Below are 16830 nucleotides of genomic sequence, written 5' to 3' on the forward strand. Positions count from 1 at the left end.
GTGCTACGGCGGCGGGCTCACCGCCCCCGGAGAGCGCCCGGGCGTCATATGACGTTGAGCGCCGCCGCGCCGCCCAGTCCCCCGAGAATCATGAAGGCGGGCATCAGCACCTTGAGCTCCACCCAGCTGCCGGCCCGGAAGCGCATGGCCTTGGGCGGCCCGATCGGGTACCAGCGCTTGCGGCCCAGCGGGATCGGCCACAGGATCGGGCAGCCCGAGACCGTCAGGGCGTCCCCGATGTCGTGGACGAGGGCGCCGAGCACGATCGGGAGTCCGAGCCAGAGGTACTCCTGGCCGGGTGCGTCGAACAACCAGCCCGAACCATTGCCGGGCTGGTCCAGGACTCCTGCCAGGATCCATGCGCTGGTCGCGCCGAGCAGCCAGACGAGGACGTCGCTGGACACCCTTGCCGCCCGCCACAGAAGGCCCTCGACCGCGAGGACGAGGTGGACGAAGAGGATCGCCAGGACCGCCCACCGGCCGCCGGTGACCGCCGCGACGGAGGCGGCCCCGCCGGTCAGCACGGCCCAGAGCCAGGTGTGCGTGAGGGTGCGGTGGCCGCCGGTCCTGCGCGGGTCACCGGGTCCCTTCGTCGCTTTGTAGACCGCGTACGACAGCTTGTCGACGATCTCGCAGAGGGCCTTGGACACCGGGCCGAAGGCGCGCGAGATGGTGGCCGACTTGTGGTCGAGGTCCGGGGCGAGCGCGGCGCCCGCGGTGATCAGGGCGCCCACGACCAGGACGGGCCAGGGCATCGTGTGACCCGCGGCCGCGGCCGCGGCACCCACCCCCAGCCAGGCCGCTGCCCCTGACAGAGAGTGTGCCGGTCCCATCATGGCTGTTTCCCGCCCCCATCGTGATTCGGCGTGTACCCGGGCCGGGCCGCCATGGCCTGTGCGCGACAGCCGAGTTGAGTGGGCAGCGTATCGTCCGTGATCTTCGCGGGATCCTCCGGTTCCCTCATCCGGGCAGGAGACAGGCAAGATGGGGGCGTGACCCTTATCGATCAGCTGCCCCCGACCGCCGACCCGGACGCCCTCTTCGAGGCCTTCTCGTCATGGACCGAATCGCAGGGCATCACCCTCTATCCGGCTCAGGAGGAGGCGCTGATCGAGGTGGTCTCCGGGGCGAACGTGATCCTTTCCACCCCTACGGGCTCCGGGAAGAGCCTGGTCGCGGCGGGTGCGCACTTCACCGCGCTCGCCCAGGACAAGGTCACGTTCTACACAGCGCCGATCAAGGCACTGGTCTCGGAGAAGTTCTTCGACCTGTGCAAGCTCTTCGGTACCGAGAACGTCGGCATGCTGACCGGTGACGCCTCGGTCAACGCCGACGCCCCGGTCATCTGCTGCACCGCCGAGGTGCTCGCCTCGATCGCGCTGCGTGACGGCAAGTACGCCGACATCGGCCAGGTCGTGATGGACGAGTTCCACTTCTACGCGGAGCAGGACCGCGGCTGGGCCTGGCAGATCCCGATCCTGGAGCTGCCTCAGGCACAGTTCGTGCTGATGTCGGCGACGCTCGGCGACGTATCGATGTTCGAGAAGGACCTGACCCGCCGTACCGGCCGCCCGACGTCCGTGGTGCGTTCCGCGACCCGGCCGGTTCCGCTGAGCTACGAGTACCGGCTGACCCCGATCACGGAGACGCTCACCGAGCTCCTGGACACCCGGCAGTCGCCCGTCTACATCGTGCACTTCACACAGGCCGCCGCGGTCGAGCGGGCGCAGTCGCTGATGAGCATCAACATGTGCACGAAGGAGGAGAAGGAGAAGATCGCCGATCTGATCGGCAACTTCCGCTTCACCACCAAGTTCGGCCAGAACCTCTCCCGCTACGTCCGGCACGGGATCGGGGTGCACCACGCGGGCATGCTCCCCAAGTACCGCCGCCTCGTGGAGAAACTCGCGCAGGCGGGCCTGCTGAAGGTGATCTGCGGGACGGACACCCTGGGTGTGGGGGTCAACGTGCCCATTCGCACGGTGCTGTTCACGGCCCTCACCAAGTACGACGGCACCCGCGTGCGGACGCTGCGCGCCCGGGAGTTCCACCAGATCGCGGGCCGGGCCGGCCGGGCCGGGTTCGACACGGCGGGCTTCGTCGTCGCGCAGGCCCCGGAGCACGTCATCGAGAACGAGAAGGCCGTCAAGAAGGCGGGGGACGACCCCAAGAAGAAGCGCAAGGTGGTCCGTAAGAAGGCCCCCGAGGGCTTCGTCGCCTGGTCCGAGACCACGTTCGACAAGCTGATCCAGTCCGAACCCGAGCCGCTGACCTCTCGTTTCCGGGTCACGCACACCATGCTGCTCTCGGTGATCGCCCGGCCGGGCAACGCCTTCCAGGCGATGCGGCACCTGCTCGAGGACAACCACGAACCGCGGCGGGCCCAGCTCCGGCACATCCGCCGGGCCATCGCGATCTACCGCTCGCTGCTCGACGGCGGGGTCGTGGAGCAGCTCGAGACGCCCGATGCCGAGGGCAGGATCGTACGGCTGACCGTCGACCTCCAGCAGGACTTCGCGCTCAACCAGCCGCTGTCCACGTTCGCGCTGGCCGCGTTCGACCTGCTGGACGCCGAATCCCCTTCGTACGCCCTGGACATGGTCTCCGTCGTCGAGTCGACGCTGGACGACCCTCGGCAGATCCTCGCCGCCCAGCAGAACAAGGCACGGGGCGAGGCCGTCGGGCAGATGAAGGCGGACGGCGTCGAGTACGAGGAGCGGATGGAGCGGCTCCAGGAGGTCACGTATCCGAAGCCGCTGAGCGAGCTGCTCTGGCACGCCTACGACGTGTACCGCACCAGCCACCCGTGGGTCGGCGACCACCCCGTGTCGCCGAAGTCGGTGATCCGGGACATGTTCGAGCGGGCCATGACCTTCACGGAGTTCACCTCCAACTACGAACTGGCCCGCACCGAGGGCATCGTCCTGCGGTATCTGGCGAGCGCCTACAAGGCCCTCGAGCACACCATCCCCGACGACCTGAAGTCCGAGGACCTGGAGGACCTGATCGCCTGGCTGGGCGAGATGGTGCGTCAGGTGGACTCCAGTCTGCTGGACGAGTGGGAGCAGCTGGCCAACCCGGAGGTGGAGACCGCCGAGCAGGCGCAGGAGCGGGCCGACGAGGTCAAGCCGGTGACGGCCAACACCCGTGCCTTCCGGGTCCTGGTGCGCAACGCGATGTTCCGCCGGGTGGAGCTGGCCGCCCTGGACCGGGTCCGTGACCTGGGCGAACTGGACGGCGACTCCGGCTGGGACGAGGACGCCTGGGGCGGTGCGATGGACGACTACTGGGACGCGCACGAGGACCTGGGTACGGGCCCGGACGCGCGCGGCCCGAAGCTGCTGAAGATCGACGAGGACCCCGGGCACGGGCTGTGGCGGGTGTGGCAGGCGTTCGCCGACCCCGCCGGGGACCACGACTGGGGAATTCGTGCGGAGGTCGATCTCGCGGCCTCCGACGAGGAGGGCCGGGCCGTCGTCCGGGTCACGGCCGTGGGCCAGCTGTGACGGCGCACCGGCCAGGAGAGTGGAGAAGAACCGCATGACGAACCCCGCCGACAGCCTGGTCGACCTGCTCGACCTGGAGCGGATCGAGGTCAACATCTTCCGTGGCCGCAGTCCCGAGGAGTCCCTGCAACGGGTCTTCGGCGGGCAGGTCGCGGGACAGGCTCTGGTCGCGGCCGGCCGCACCACGGACGGGGACCGTCCGGTGCACTCGCTGCACGCCTACTTCCTGCGGCCCGGGCGCCCGGGCGTACCGATCGTGTACGACGTGGAGCGGGTGAGGGACGGCCGTTCCTTCACCACGCGCCGGGTCACGGCCGTGCAGCAGGGCCGGACGATCTTCAACCTGACGGCGTCCTTCCACCGCCCCGAGGAGGCCGGTTTCGAGCACCAGCTGCCGCCGGCCCGTGTCGTACCCGATCCGGACGGGCTGCCGACGGTGGCCGACGAGGTGCGCGAGCACCTGGGCGGTCTGCCGGAGGCGCTGGAGCGGATGGCCCGGCGCCAGCCCTTCGACATCCGCTACGTCGACCGGCTGCGCTGGACACGTGAGGAGATCAAGGACGCCGATCCGCGCAGCGCGGTCTGGATGCGTGCGGTCGGCCCTCTGGGCGACGATCCGCTCGTGCACACCTGCGCGCTGACGTACGCCAGCGACATGACCCTGCTGGACGCGGTACGGATCCCGGTCGAGCCGCTGTGGGGTCCGCGCGGCTTCGACATGGCCTCGCTGGATCACGCCATGTGGTTCCACCGGCCGTTCCGGGCGGACGAGTGGTTCCTGTACGACCAGGAGTCACCGATCGCCACGGGAGGCCGCGGGCTGGCCAGGGGGCGGATCTACGACCGCCAGGGGCAGTTGCTGGTGTCCGTGGTGCAGGAAGGGCTGTTCCGCCGGCTCGACGGCGCGTAGGCCCGTTCCGGCGGCTTCAGGTGCCGGGCAGCGGGTCCTGCTCCACCTCGTGACGGCGGGTCCGGATGTCCGGGCCCGCCGGATGCAGCTTGGCGTCGCAGGCGGGGCCGAGTCCGCTGCGGCGCGATTCCGCGCCGGTGAGGGGCCGTCCGCAGAGGGCGCACCGCACCGGGCGGCGGGCCTCGCGACCGCCTTCTCGCGGCTGCGGTCCGGGAAAGAGTTCGGGATGGGGCTCGGGGGATTCCACGTGTGGATCCTCTCAAGCAGGTATGACACACCACGGAGGGACACAGCGGTGAGCAGCGTACGCGTACTGAGGATGGGGCCCGCGCCACGGAACGACCGGGCTGCGGCCGGGAGCGGCGTTGCCGTCCCGGTGGGGCACCAGGTGCTGTGCGCGGAGGGCTCGGCGCCCGAGCGCGTGGTGGCGTACGTGGAGCGCGATCTGCCTCCGGGTGGGATACCCGCCTATCGGTCGGCACGGAGCAGCGGTGCGCGTTCCCTCGTGCTGTGGGCGGACGAGCACCGCCGGGAGCGACTGGCCACTCTGGTGACCGTGTCGGCCGGGAGTGGTGTCGCGACCTACCAGGTGCTCGGAGCGCACGGCGAGCTCATCGGTACGCTCGTCCGTGAGAAGGCGCTCCGCGGCAGGGGCCTGCGCACCCGCTGGACGGTTGCCCCGGCGGGCGGTCAGGAGGCGGTGGGCTTCAAGGGCCGTGTCTTCTGGTGGTGCGTGTGGTGGCTGCTCTCCCCGGTACAGACGCTGATCATCGTGCTGAGCCTGCTCAGCGGCGACGGTGACGCGGCGCGCGGGCCCCGGCGCATCGTGTGGCGTGCGGGCGGGCAGGTTCCGCTGGAGTTCAGGTCGAAGGACGACACGGTGCACCTGCACGCGCCCGGATACGACTGGCGGCTGGGCGCGGCGCTCGTGGCCGTGCTGCGTACCTTCGACAGCTGGCTGCTGGGCAACGAGTGGGACGACAAGAAGGAGTGACGGTCAGTCCCGCTGCCGGTCGAGTGCCTCGTCGGGGGTCCGCGCGGCCGTGATCAGCGAAAAGTGGGTGAACGCCTGCGGGAAGTTGCCCAGTTGCTCGCCGCCGGGGCCGATCTCCTCGGCGAGGAGGCCGACGTGGTTGGCGTAGGTGAGCATCTTCTCGAGGTCACCGCGAGGCGGGAGCCGAGCCAGTGGGTGAATGCCGTCGTCTCCTCCACGAAGCCCGGGTCGAGCAGCCGTGAACCAGTCGACGGCGCCGTCTGCCTGAACCGGCGCACCCGTCTGCAGGTCGCCCACGAGACCGTGCGCCGCTGTGGGAGGGTATCGGTCCATGACCGCCCAATCTCCGGCATACCCCCTCGAAAGCCACTGTCCGACAAGCGCCTCCCGCCCGCTCCCTCAGCCACACGGGGGTGGCGCGTGGACATGATCCATGTCCGCGCCGTCAGCCCGCCGGACCTGACGGAGCGGGTCGAGGAGCTCCTGGCCGCCGACCCGTACGTCCTGAACCTGATCGTGCAGCGGGGTGCCGCGCGCAAACCCGACGGTGACTCCGTGGCGTGTGACGTGCTGACGGGAGCCGCCGACGAGGTCCTGCGCGGCTTGCGGGACCTCCAGGTCGACCTGCGCGGGTCCGTCGTCATCGAGCCGGTCGACATGACGTTCCCGGGGCAGGCCTCGGAGCGGGCGGCCCGCAGACTGGGTGCGCGGGGCGACGCACCGGTCTGGGCGCAGGTGGAGGCACGTATCCGGTCCGAGGGCAGGTACCCGCCGAGCTTCTATCTGTACCTGGTCATCGCGGGCCTCATCGGCTCGGTCGGCATCGTCACCAACTCCCAGATCCTGATCGTCGGGGCGATGGTCGTCGGCCCCGAGTACGGGGCGATCGTGGCCGTGGCCCTGGGCTTCGACAGGGGTGACCGGACCATGGTGCGCAAGGGGCTCTCCGCACTGTGCACGGGGCTGTTGCTGACCATCGCGGTGACGTTCCTCTTCAGCCTGCTCATCCGCGGATCCGGTCTCCAGTCGGAGGCGTTCGACCGCGGCCTGCGGCCGGTCTCCGACCTGATCAACACGCCCAACTTCTTCTCCTTCGCCGTCGCGGCCCTGGCCGGCGTCGTCGGCATCGTCTCGCTCACCGAGGCCCGGACGAGCGCTCTGCTCGGGGTGTTCATCTCCGTCACGACCATCCCGGCCGCCGCGGCCATCAGCGTCTCCACGGCCTTCGGCAGCTGGTCCGAGGCCCGGGGCTCCCTCATCCAGCTCCTGGTCAACATCGCCGTGCTGATCGTGGTGGGAGCGGTCGCGCTCAGGTGCCAGCGGGCGATCTGGCAGCGCGTGGGGCCGGCCCGGACGAGGAACGGCGAACAGGCCTGAGGCCGCACGGCCACGCCCTGCGCCGACCAGGCCGAGCGGCCGGATCCGGGCATGCCCGGGAAGATGGGAGGCAGGGCCGCCCCAAGGCCTCGCACGCAGTCAGGAGGGCCGCCATGCCCCGGGAACGCACCTCTCCGCTCCGAGCCGTGCCGGGCGCGACACCGGAGGAACGGGCCGCGCTCGGCCGAGCGGCCCGCAAACGGGCCCCCCGGTCAAGCCATCAGGCGTACGAGCCTGCGGCCGACCGGCCTGATCCGCTGGCCCTCCTGGAGGCCCAGTCGGCGGCCAGGGTGCAGGAGCTCGTGCCGATCCGGTACGGGCGGATGACGGAATCGCCGTTCCGCTTCTACCGGGGCGCCGCGGCGATCATGGCATCCGACCTGGCGGGGACACCGGTCTCCGGGATCAGGGCCCAGTTGTGCGGCGACGCCCATCTCCTGAACTTCAGGCTGCTCGCCTCCCCCGAGCGCAATCTGCTGTTCGACATCAACGACTTCGACGAGACGCTGCCGGGGCCGTGGGAGTGGGACGTGAAGCGGCTGGCGGCCAGCCTCGTGATCGCGGGGCGCGCCAACGGCTTCACGGACAAGGAGCGGGCCCGCATCGTGCGGGCCACCGCGCGGTCGTACCGGGAGTCGATGATCCGGTTCGCGGACATGCGCAATCTCGATGTCTGGTACACGAAGATCGACGAGGACCGCCTCCATGCCATGGCCGCCGGCAAGCTGGCCTCCCGGGGCCGCGAGCGCGTCGCCAGTGCGACGGCGAAGGCCCGCACCCGGGACAGCCTCCAGGCGTTCGGCAAACTCACCGAGGTGACCGGCGGACGGCTTCGCATCGCCGCGGACCCACCTCTGGTCGTACCGGTCGCGGACCTGCTGCCCGACGCGGAACGCCGGGCGACGGAGGGGCAGTTCCGCCGCCTTCTCGGGCGCTACGGCCGCAGCCTCGCCTCGGACCGGCGCTCCCTGCTGGCCGACTTCCAGCCGGTGGACATGGCCCGCAAGGTCGTGGGCGTGGGAAGCGTGGGGACCCGCTGCTGGATCTTCCTCCTGCTCGGCAGGGACGGCGGGGACCCGCTCTTCCTCCAGGCCAAGGAGGCGGATTCCTCGGTACTGGCGCCGTACGCCGGGGCGAGTGCCTACCGGAACCAGGGTGAGCGGGTGGTGGCCGGCCAGCGCCTGATGCAGGCCGCCGGTGACATCTTCCTGGGCTGGGAGCGGGTGGACGGATTCGACGGACGGCGCCGGGACTTCTACGTACGCCAACTGCGCGACTGGAAGGGCATCGCCGAACCGGAACTGATGGTGCCGCGCGGCATGGGCGCCTTCGGTGAGCTGTGCGGGACGACGCTCGCACGTGCGCACGCACGGTCCGGCGACCGCATCGCCATCGCGGCCTACCTCGGCCACGGCGACGTGTTCGACCGGGCTCTGGCGACGTTCGCCGAGCGGTACGCCGACCAGAACGAGAGGGACCACCGGTCGCTCGTCGACGCGGTGGCCGCGGGCCGCCTTCCGGCGGCCGGGGAGGGCCGGACGTAGCGCGCCCGGACTCACCGCACGTCGACAGCGGGTATTTCGTGGACATGTCCGGACATCGTGGTATCACCGTGTGGACCCCGGCGGGGCAGTACGACCCGGCCGGGACCCGACACCCGAGGAGACCATGACCATGTCGGCCGAACCGGTCGGAACACCCGGCACGGAGTCCCCCGATCCGCTCGCGGTGGTCCGCACGCGGGCCTACGCAGTGCTGCTGATCATGGTGGCGGCCCTCGGAGTCCCCATCTCCGCGGCGGCGTTCGGCTTCCTGGCGCTCGTCCACGAGCTGCAGTCCCTGACATACGAGGACCTGCCCCACGCGCTGGGATTCGACGGAACACCCTCCTGGTGGCCGGTGCCGCTGCTGGCCGTCGCGGGCCTGCTGACCGGGCTGGCCGTCCGGCACCTCCCGGGCACGGGCGGACACAGGCCGGCCGAGGGGTTCGTGAACACGGGGGCGCCGGCGGCCGCGGAGCTGCCGGGGATCGCGCTCGCCGCCCTCGCGTCCCTCGGACTCGGTGCGGTCCTCGGCCCCGAGGCCCCCCTCATCGCCCTCGGTGGCGGGCTGGCCGTGTACGCGGTACGCCTCCTCAAGCCCGGCATCGCGCCGAGCGCGAGCGCCATGGTCGCCGCGGCGGGGAGCTTCGCCGCCGTCAGCGCCCTGCTGGGATCGCCGCTCCTCGGCGCGTTCCTGCTGATGGAGGCGTCCGGCCTCGCCGGGATGATGCTCGGCCTCGTGCTCGTGCCCGGGCTGCTCGCCTCGGGCATCGGATCGCTCATCTTCGTCGGCCTCGGATCGTGGACAGGTCTGGGAACCTACTCCCTGACCCTCCCCCACGTGCCGCACGCACCCCAGCCCACGCTCGCCGAGTTCGGCTGGGCCATCGCCCTCGGAGCCGCGGCAGCCGTCGCCGGGACGGGCATCAGGAGGCTTTCCCTGTCCTTGCAGGGGCGGGTCGGCCGGAGACAGGTGATCACGACCGTCATGATGGGTCTCACCGTCGGCGTACTCGCACTGCTCTACGCCGAGAGGACGGGCAGGAGCGCGTCCGAGGTGCTGTACTCCGGCCAGGACGCCCTCGGCGGCCTGCTCGCCGAGGGCGCCACGTACACGGCGGGAACACTCGTCGTGCTCATCGTCTGCAAGGCACTCGCGTACTCCGCTTCCCTGAGCGCCTTCCGGGGCGGCCCGATCTTCCCGTCGATGTTCCTGGGAGCGGCGGGCGGACTGGCGCTGTCACACCTGCCGGGCCTCAACGCCACGGCAGGCTTCGCGATGGGCATCGGGGCCATGTGCGTGGCGATGCTCAAGCTGCCGATGACCTCCGTCCTGCTGGCCACGCTGCTGCTGGGATCCGAGGGCATCACGGTGATGCCGCTCGTGATCGTCTCCGTGGTGGTCTCCTACGTCCTCGTACTCAGGCTCGAGCGTCCTTCTGCGGCGAGCACAGCGCCCAGATGATGAAGACGTTGATCGCGATGAGGACGATGGACCAGAACGGGTAGTACGGGAGCCACAGGAAGTTGGCCACGGCCAGCAGTCCCGCGAGCAGTACACCGACGGCGCGCGCCCAGAGGGCCCCGGTGAAGAGTGCGCAGCCGGCGAGAACGACGACGATCCCCAGGATGAGGTGCACCCAGCCCCAGCCCGTCAGGCTGAACTGGAACACGTAGTTGCGTGTGGTGACGAACAGGTCGTCCTTGGCGATGGCGGCGATGCCCTCGAGCACGGCCATGGCCCCACCGAAGATCATCATCACCGCCGCGAAGACGGTCCAGCCGGACGCGGCGGCTTTGCGCCCTCCGGGGGCGTCGTGACCCGTCCTCGTCCCGCTCACGCTTCCAGCCATGTCGGCCTCCTTGGTCTGCCGGCCGGTGCGCGACACCGATGTGTCCGCAATACGGCTTATGCTCCCCTTATCAGGCTGACACACCATCACCCGGAACGACGCCGTGACGTCTCCAGTCTGGGATAACATCTCTGACATGAGAGACGAGGGTTCGCCGAACACCGTCGACGCCCGGCTCGCGGTGCGGCTGGCCACACTCCGCACCGAACACGGCTGGTCACTGGACGAGCTGTCCCGTCGCGCGGGCGTGAGCCGCTCGACCCTCTCGCGGCTGGAGCGTGGCGAGCTCAGCCCCACCACCACGATGCTCGGACAGCTGTGCACGGTGTACGGGCGCACGATGTCACGGCTGCTGATGGAGGTGGAGGCGGAGCCGCCCCAGCTGGTTCCGGCCGCGCGGCAGCCCGTGTGGCGCGACGAGCGGTCCGGGTTCGTCCGCCGCTCCGTCTCACCGCCGCACGCCGGGCTGCGTGCCGAGATCGTCGAGGGCACGCTCGACGCGGGCGCCGACATCTCCTACGAGAACGCGCCCGTGCCCGGCGTGGAGCAGCACATCTGGGTGCTCGACGGCACGGTCGAGGTAACCGTCGACCGGACCGTGCACACCGTGCGCGCGGGCGACTGCCTGCGCTTCCGGCTGCGCGGCCCCTCGCACTTCCACTGTCCGGGCCCGCGGCGGGTCCGCTACGCCCTGATGATCGTCCTGCCCTGAACGTGAAAGGACCCGCTTCATGACCGAGATCGTCCCCGTGTCCGGCCCGGCACTGGTCACCTATGCCGATGAGCTCGCCACCCTGCTGATCGAAGCCGTGGAGGGCGGGGCCTCGGTCGGCTTCCTCGCCCCGCTGGACCGGGCGACCGCCGCCGCCTGGTGGCGGCAGCGGGCGGCCGCCGTGGAGGATGGGAGCCACCAGGTCTGGATCGCCCGCGACGCCGAGCGGGCGGTGGGCACGATCGGCCTGGTCAAGGCACCCTTGCCGAACGCCCGGCACCGCGCAGAGGTCTCGAAGCTCATGGTCAGGCCCTCGGCCCGCGGCCGGGGTGTCGGCCGGGCTCTGCTCGCGGCGGCCGAAGGGTCCGCCACCGATGAAGGGCTGACACTGCTGGTCCTGGACACCGAGACGGGAAGCGACGCCGAGAGGCTCTACCGTTCGGCGGGCTGGACGCCGTGCGGATCCGTCCCGGACTACGCGGCGGATCCTCACGGCACGCTCAGGGCGACCACGTTCTACTACCGGACCCTCGGCCCACAGGAGGCCTCCCCTCAGGTGCCGTCACAATGAGAGCGACGCCACGCTACCGAGGAGATATCCCATGACGCTGCACGACATCCCGCTCCGCACCCTCACCGGCGAACCGACCACACTGGGAGCCTACGAGGGCTCGGCCGTCCTTCTGGTGAACGTCGCCTCCAAGTGCGGGCTCACTCCGCAGTACGCCGGCCTGGAAAGGCTCCAGAAGGAGTACGGGGAGCGCGGTTTCACCGTTCTCGGGGTTCCCTGCAACCAGTTCGCGGGCCAGGAACCGGGCACCGCCGAGGAGATCCGGACGTTCTGCTCGACGACGTACGGGGTCAGCTTCCCGCTGCTGGAGAAGATCGACGTCAACGGCGAGAACAGGCACCCGCTCTACACGGAGCTGACGAAGCTCGACGACGCCGAGGGCGCGGCCGGCGACGTCCAGTGGAACTTCGAGAAGTTCCTGATCTCCCCGGCCGGCGAGCCGGTCGCCCGGATCCGCCCGCGCACCGAGCCCGATGCGCCCGAGGTCGTGGCGGCCATCGAGGCGCAGCTGCCGCGGTAGCGGGAGAGGGAACAGCACGCGGGGCCGGGCCGGTGTACGGGCCGGCCCCGCGGCGCGACTAGCGGATCGGCATCCCCGACAGGGTGCGGGCGATCACCAGGCGCTGGATCTCGCTCGTGCCCTCGAAGATGGTGTAGATCGCGGCGTCCCGGTGCATGCGCTCGACGGGGTACTCACGGGTGAAGCCGTTGCCGCCGAGAATCTGTACGGCCTGGGCGGTGACCGTCTTCGCCGTCTCGCTCGCGTAGAGCTTCGACATCGAGCCCTCGGCCGCCGTGAAGGGCTTGCCGGCGCTCGCCATCCAGGAGGCGCGCCAGACGAGCAGCCGCGCGGCATCGATCTGGGTACGCATGTCGGCGAGCTGGAAGGCGATGCCCTGGTTGTCGATGATCGGGCGGCCGAACTGGGTCCGCGTCTTCGCGTAGTCGAGCGCGACCTCGTAGGCGGCGCGGGCGGTGCCGACCGCCATGGCTCCGACGGCCGGGCGGGACGCCTCGAAGGTCGCCATCGCGGCGTTCTTCACGCGCTCGCCACCGGACTTGGCGCGCTCACGGGCCCGGGCGAGGCGCTCGTCGAGCTTCTCCTTGCCGCCGAGCAGGCAGTGGCCCGGGACACGGACGTCCTCGAGGACGACCTCGGCCGTGTGCGAGGCGCGGATGCCGTGCTTCTTGAACTTCTGTCCCTGCGAGAGCCCGGGGGTGGCCGGCGGGACGATGAAGGAGGCGTGCCCCTTCGAGCCCAGCTCGGGGTCGACGACGGCGACGACGACGTGGACGTTGGCGATACCGCCGTTGGTCGCCCAGGTCTTGGTGCCGTTGAGCACCCACTCGTCCTTCGCCTCGTCGTACACCGCGCGGGTGCGCATCGAAGCCACGTCCGAGCCGGCGTCCGGCTCCGAGGAACAGAAGGCGGCGACCTTCACGTCGTCCGCGTCCCCGTACATCTGGGGGATCCAGGTACCGATCTGCTCCTCGGTGCCGTTGGCGAGCACGCCGACGGCCGCCAGGCCCGTGCCGACGATCGACAGGGCGATCCCCGCGTCACCCCAGAAGAGTTCCTCCATGGCCATGGGGATACCGAGGCCAGTGGGGTCGAAGAACTGCTGGGCGTAGAAGTCGAGGGAGTAGATGCCTACCTTGGCCGCCTCCTGGATGACGGGCCAGGGCGTTTCCTCACGCTCGTCCCACTCCGAAGCGGCCGGCCGGATCACCTCGGCGGCGAATCCGTGCAGCCAGTCACGGACCTGCTTCTGGTCGTCGTTGAGCTCGAGCGTGAACTCGGCCATGGTTCCCTCCATGCACTTCCGAATAAACCCGTTACTAGCGGTAACAACAGTCTGTTACCAGCAAGTAGCTTCTGTCAACCGGTCAGCCGTCGATCCGCACGCGGCTGAGCAGGGTGTTACGTTGCCCGGGCGTGACGAGATCGCAGGACAGCCGGGTGGGGCGGGAGAGACGACATGGAGACCACACGAGGGGCCGAACGGCAGCGGACAGCGGCCGAACGCCGCCGTCGGGAGCTGCTCGAAGCCGCGGACCGGGTGGTGCTCAGGGACGGCCCCCAGGCGTCGATGAACGCGATCGCCGCGGAGGCCGGGATCACCAAGCCCATCCTCTACCGGCACTTCGGCGACAAGGGCGGCCTCTACCGCGCGCTCGCCAAGCGCCACACCGACGCCCTGCTGAGCGCCCTGCGGGCGGCCCTCGACGCACCCTCCGAGAGGCGCGAGCGGGTGGAGGCGACCCTGGACACCTACCTCGCGGCGATCGAGGCACGCCCGCAGGTCTACCGCTTCCTGATGCACCCCTCCGACGACGCGGCCCCCTCACCCGAGCAGGGCTTCGACGTGGGCCGGCACTCCGCCCCGCTCCTGCGCCGCCTCGGCGAGGAGCTGGGCAAGGTGATCGCGGAGCGGGTCGATCTCGGACCGGACAGCCAGCAGATGGCCCGCATCTGGGGTCACGGAATCGTCGGGATGATGCACGCGGCCGGGGACTGGTGGCTCGGTGACCGGCCGTGCTCGCGCGAGCAGCTGGTACGCAGTCTCGCCGACCTGCTGTGGGGCAGGCTGGCCGAGGCCGGCGACCTGCCCGGCGGCCAGGGGTTCTGAGCGGCCGCCCGAACCCCGTACACCGCCAGGTCCGGATCAGCCCCCGGCGGCCGTACGCCCCCACGGTGCCCGCCGCGCGGCACGCAGCGCCCTGGCCCGGCGCAGACCCGTCAGACGGTCCGGATAGATCCGGCCCTCGAGATGGTCGCACTCGTGCTGCAGGCAGCGGGCGAACCAGCCGGTGCCGGTGACCCGCACCGGCTCCCCCGCCGCGTTCCGGCCTTCCACCACCGCGTGGTCGAAACGCGGGGTGCCGGCCTCGATGCCGGGAAGTGACAGGCAGCCCTCCGGTCCGCGTACGGTGATCCCGTCCGCCTCGACGAGTACGGGATTGACGAGATGGCCCAGGTGCCGGACCTCGTCGTCATCCGGGCAGTCGTAGACGAACACCTTGAGCGGCACACCGATCTGGTTCGCGGCGAGCCCGACACCGTTCGCGGCGTACATGGTGGCGAACATGTCCTCCACGAGCCGGGCGAGCGACGGGCCGAAGTCGGTGACGTCGTCACAAGGGCTGTGCAGCACCGGGGCCCCGAACAGGCTCATGGGACGAACGCGTCCGGAACTGCCGGGGATCGGGCGGTTTCGCATGGGGAGAAGCGTACGTTCCACGTGACCTCCACGTTCCCCGTGGTGCCGAGGTGCGGTCGCCGCGCCGGACATCGATAGGCTGGGCGCGGACTTACGCAAGGAGGATCTAGGACGATGGCAGGCAACACGGAGCCGTTGTCGCCGCGGGCCAAGCTCGCCGTGACGGCGGGCAAGGCCGCGGCGGCGGTGTCGCGCGCTGCGGGGCGCGGCAGCGGATCGGTGATCGGCGGCCGGGTGGCGCTCAAGCTCGACCCCGACCTGCTCGGGCGGCTGGCGCAGCACCTGGACGTGATCCTCGTGTCCGCGACGAACGGCAAGACGACCACCACCCGGCTGATCGCAGAGGCACTCCGGGCCGCCGGGCCCGTCGTGTCGAACGCCCTCGGAGCCAACATGCCGGCGGGGATCACCTCCGCGCTGGCGGGGGGCTCGGACGCGAGGTACGGCGTGATCGAGGTCGACGAGAAGTACCTCGCCGGCGTGGCACGCGACACGACGCCGAAGGTGATCGCGCTGCTCAACCTCTCCCGCGACCAGCTGGACCGCGCCGCGGAGACACGAATGATGGCGGAGCAGTGGCGCGAGGGCCTGTCGGGTTCCAAGGCCGTGATCGTGGCCAACGCCGACGACCCGCTGATCGTATGGGCCGCTTCCTCCTCCCCCAACGTGGTGTGGGTGGCAGCGGGACAGGCGTGGAAGGACGACGCCTGGTCCTGCCCGTCCTGCGGCGGTGTGATGCAGCGCCCCGGTGACGACTGGTTCTGCGGCGAGTGCGGTTTCCGCCGCCCCGCCCCCAGCTGGGCCCTGAACGGCGACTACGTCCTGGACCCGCACGGTTCCGCGTGGCCGATCCATCTCCAGCTGCCGGGCCGGGCCAACAAGGCCAACGCGACGAGCTCGGCCGCCGTGGCCGCCGTCTTCGGCGTGCCGCCGCAGGTCGCTCTGGAGCGCATGTACCAGGTGCAGGCCGTGGCGGGCCGCTACGACGTCGTCACCTTCCTCGGCCGAGAGCTGCGGCTGCTGCTGGCGAAGAACCCGGCGGGCTGGCTCGAGACGTTCTCCCTGATCGACCCGCCGCCCACTCCGGTGATCCTCTCGGTGAACGCGCGCGGCGCCGACGGCACGGACACCTCGTGGCTGTGGGACGTCGACTACACCCAGCTCTACGGTCACCCGATCTTCGTGCTCGGTGACCGCAAGCTGGACCTCGCGGTCCGGCTCGAGGTGGCCGGTCTCGACTTCCGTGTGTGCGAGACCCTGGACGAGGCCGTCCAGATGGCTCCGCCCGGGCGCATCGAGGTCATCGCCAACTACACCGCCTTCCAGGATCTGCGCCGTCGTGTCGGCAACTGACCCCCGCGCGGGCACCCCCCGGAGAGGACGAAGCATGAGCAACAACAGCCTGCGGCTGGTGTGGGTCTACCCCGACCTCCTCAGCACCTACGGCGACCAGGGCAACGCCCTGGTGGTGGAGCGCCGGGCACGCCAGCGCGGTCTCGACGTGTCGCGCGTGGACGTGCGCAGCGACCAGCCCATCCCGACGTCGGGCGACATCTATCTGATCGGTGGCGGTGAGGACCGGCCGCAGCGTCTGGCCGCGGAGCGGCTGCGCCGTGACGGCGGGCTGAGCCGGGCGGCTTCGAACGGCGCGATCATCTTCTCGGTCTGCGCGGGCTACCAGATCCTCGGCCACGAGTTCATCAACGACCTCGGCGAGCGCGAGCCCGGCCTCGGGCTGCTCGACGTCGTCTCGACCCGGGGTGAGGGTGCGCGGTGCGTCGGCGACGTGCTCGGGGACATCGACCCGAACCTGGGCCTGCCGCCGCTCACCGGCTTCGAGAACCACCAGGGCGTCACCCACCTCGGCCCGGCGGCGCGCCCGTTCGCCCGGGTCCGGCTCGGCCGGGGCAACGGCACGGGTGACGGCACGGAGGGTGCGTACAACGACACCGTCTTCGGCACCTACATGCACGGGCCGGTCCTGGCGCGCAACCCGCTGATCGCGGACCTGCTGCTGAAGCTGGCCCTGGACGTGAACGCGCTGCCGCCGAGCGACGACCGGTGGTACGAGGCGCTGCGCGCCGAGCGGATCGCCGCGGCGACCCAGCCCGCCTGACACATCCCGTACGGACCGGTCCGCCTGTC

General features: G+C 70.7%; 17 protein-coding genes and 1 pseudogene. 12 read left to right on the forward strand and 6 right to left on the reverse strand.

The window, feature by feature from the left end; all coding sequences use genetic code 11:
• Window positions 1-44 precede the first annotated feature (44 nt).
• Complete coding sequence (locus tag OO67_RS16685; protein WP_033300972.1) at window positions 45-836, reverse strand: metal-dependent hydrolase; 792 nt, start codon at window positions 834-836, stop codon at window positions 45-47.
• A gap of 156 nt (window positions 837-992) precedes the next feature.
• Here OO67_RS16685 and OO67_RS16690 point away from each other — a divergent pair, with 156 nt between their 5' ends.
• Window positions 993-3506 (forward strand): DEAD/DEAH box helicase, encoded by a 2514-nt coding sequence (locus OO67_RS16690; protein WP_033300973.1) that lies wholly within the window; start codon window positions 993-995, stop codon window positions 3504-3506.
• Between the two features lie 34 nt (window positions 3507-3540).
• Entirely contained in the window at window positions 3541-4416 is an 876-nt protein-coding gene (locus tag OO67_RS16695) for an acyl-CoA thioesterase (RefSeq protein WP_033300974.1), read from the forward strand.
• Window positions 4417-4432: 16 nt separating this feature from the next.
• Here OO67_RS16695 and OO67_RS16700 read toward each other — a convergent pair whose 3' ends face one another.
• Window positions 4433-4663 (reverse strand): DUF6011 domain-containing protein, encoded by a 231-nt coding sequence (locus OO67_RS16700; protein WP_033300975.1) that lies wholly within the window; start codon window positions 4661-4663, stop codon window positions 4433-4435.
• 48 nt (window positions 4664-4711) lie between these two features.
• Between OO67_RS16700 and OO67_RS16705 the strand changes: the two genes are divergently transcribed.
• Complete coding sequence (locus OO67_RS16705) at window positions 4712-5410, forward strand: hypothetical protein (protein ID WP_244300242.1); 699 nt, start codon at window positions 4712-4714, stop codon at window positions 5408-5410.
• A gap of 3 nt (window positions 5411-5413) precedes the next feature.
• Here OO67_RS16705 and OO67_RS40630 read toward each other — a convergent pair.
• Window positions 5414-5575: pseudogene (locus OO67_RS40630) on the reverse strand (glycoside hydrolase family 15 protein); the annotation flags it as partial.
• Between the two features lie 255 nt (window positions 5576-5830).
• Here OO67_RS40630 and OO67_RS16710 point away from each other — a divergent pair.
• The 3 genes from OO67_RS16710 to OO67_RS16720 all read left to right on the forward strand — a co-directional run bounded on the left by OO67_RS16710 (window position 5831) and on the right by OO67_RS16720 (window position 9793).
• On the forward strand, window positions 5831-6787 hold the full coding sequence (locus OO67_RS16710) for a DUF389 domain-containing protein (protein ID WP_033300978.1): 957 nt from the start codon (window positions 5831-5833) through the stop codon (window positions 6785-6787).
• A 113-nt stretch (window positions 6788-6900) separates the two neighbouring features.
• Complete coding sequence (locus tag OO67_RS16715; RefSeq protein ID WP_033300980.1) at window positions 6901-8331, forward strand: DUF2252 domain-containing protein; 1431 nt, start codon at window positions 6901-6903, stop codon at window positions 8329-8331.
• A gap of 130 nt (window positions 8332-8461) precedes the next feature.
• Window positions 8462-9793: a chloride channel protein gene (locus tag OO67_RS16720; RefSeq protein WP_033301307.1), complete on the forward strand. Its 1332-nt coding sequence runs from the start codon at window positions 8462-8464 to the stop codon at window positions 9791-9793.
• Here OO67_RS16720 and OO67_RS16725 read toward each other — a convergent pair.
• Window positions 9750-10181: a DUF7144 family membrane protein gene (locus tag OO67_RS16725; protein ID WP_033301309.1), complete on the reverse strand. Its 432-nt coding sequence runs from the start codon at window positions 10179-10181 to the stop codon at window positions 9750-9752. The two genes, OO67_RS16720 and OO67_RS16725, sit on opposite strands and share 44 nt — an antisense overlap.
• A gap of 136 nt (window positions 10182-10317) precedes the next feature.
• Here OO67_RS16725 and OO67_RS16730 point away from each other — a divergent pair, with 136 nt between their 5' ends.
• From OO67_RS16730 to OO67_RS16740, 3 genes are read left to right on the forward strand one after another with little or no spacing between them, the layout of a single operon-like run.
• Window positions 10318-10893, forward strand: coding sequence for a helix-turn-helix domain-containing protein (locus tag OO67_RS16730; RefSeq protein ID WP_033300982.1), 576 nt, complete (start codon window positions 10318-10320; stop codon window positions 10891-10893).
• Window positions 10894-10912: 19 nt separating this feature from the next.
• Complete coding sequence (locus OO67_RS16735; protein WP_033300985.1) at window positions 10913-11464, forward strand: GNAT family N-acetyltransferase; 552 nt, start codon at window positions 10913-10915, stop codon at window positions 11462-11464.
• Window positions 11465-11495: 31 nt separating this feature from the next.
• Entirely contained in the window at window positions 11496-11984 is a 489-nt protein-coding gene (locus OO67_RS16740) for a glutathione peroxidase (protein ID WP_033300987.1), read from the forward strand.
• 58 nt (window positions 11985-12042) lie between these two features.
• On the opposite strand, the gene OO67_RS16745 is transcribed toward OO67_RS16740, so the two are convergent.
• Window positions 12043-13269: an acyl-CoA dehydrogenase family protein gene (locus OO67_RS16745; protein WP_033300990.1), complete on the reverse strand. Its 1227-nt coding sequence runs from the start codon at window positions 13267-13269 to the stop codon at window positions 12043-12045.
• Between the two features lie 174 nt (window positions 13270-13443).
• On the opposite strand from OO67_RS16745, the gene OO67_RS16750 reads away from it, so the two are divergent.
• Window positions 13444-14094 carry a TetR/AcrR family transcriptional regulator gene (locus tag OO67_RS16750; protein ID WP_033300991.1) on the forward strand — a complete coding sequence of 217 codons (651 nt, stop codon included), beginning with the start codon at window positions 13444-13446 and terminating at the stop codon, window positions 14092-14094.
• A 36-nt stretch (window positions 14095-14130) separates the two neighbouring features.
• On the opposite strand, the gene def is transcribed toward OO67_RS16750, so the two are convergent.
• Window positions 14131-14685, reverse strand: a complete 555-nt coding sequence (gene def / locus OO67_RS16755; protein ID WP_078598044.1) for a peptide deformylase — start codon at window positions 14683-14685, stop codon at window positions 14131-14133.
• A gap of 114 nt (window positions 14686-14799) precedes the next feature.
• Between def and OO67_RS16760 the strand changes: the two genes are divergently transcribed.
• Together OO67_RS16760 and OO67_RS16765 are read left to right on the forward strand one after the other, a co-directional pair.
• Window positions 14800-16038, forward strand: coding sequence for a MurT ligase domain-containing protein (locus OO67_RS16760; protein WP_033300993.1), 1239 nt, complete (start codon window positions 14800-14802; stop codon window positions 16036-16038).
• A gap of 34 nt (window positions 16039-16072) precedes the next feature.
• Window positions 16073-16801, forward strand: a complete 729-nt coding sequence (locus OO67_RS16765; protein ID WP_033300995.1) for a type 1 glutamine amidotransferase — start codon at window positions 16073-16075, stop codon at window positions 16799-16801.
• Window positions 16802-16830 lie beyond the last annotated feature (29 nt).

Origin of the sequence: Streptomyces atroolivaceus (assembly GCF_000717025.1) — a bacterium.
Lineage (GTDB): Bacteria > Actinomycetota > Actinomycetes > Streptomycetales > Streptomycetaceae > Streptomyces > Streptomyces atroolivaceus.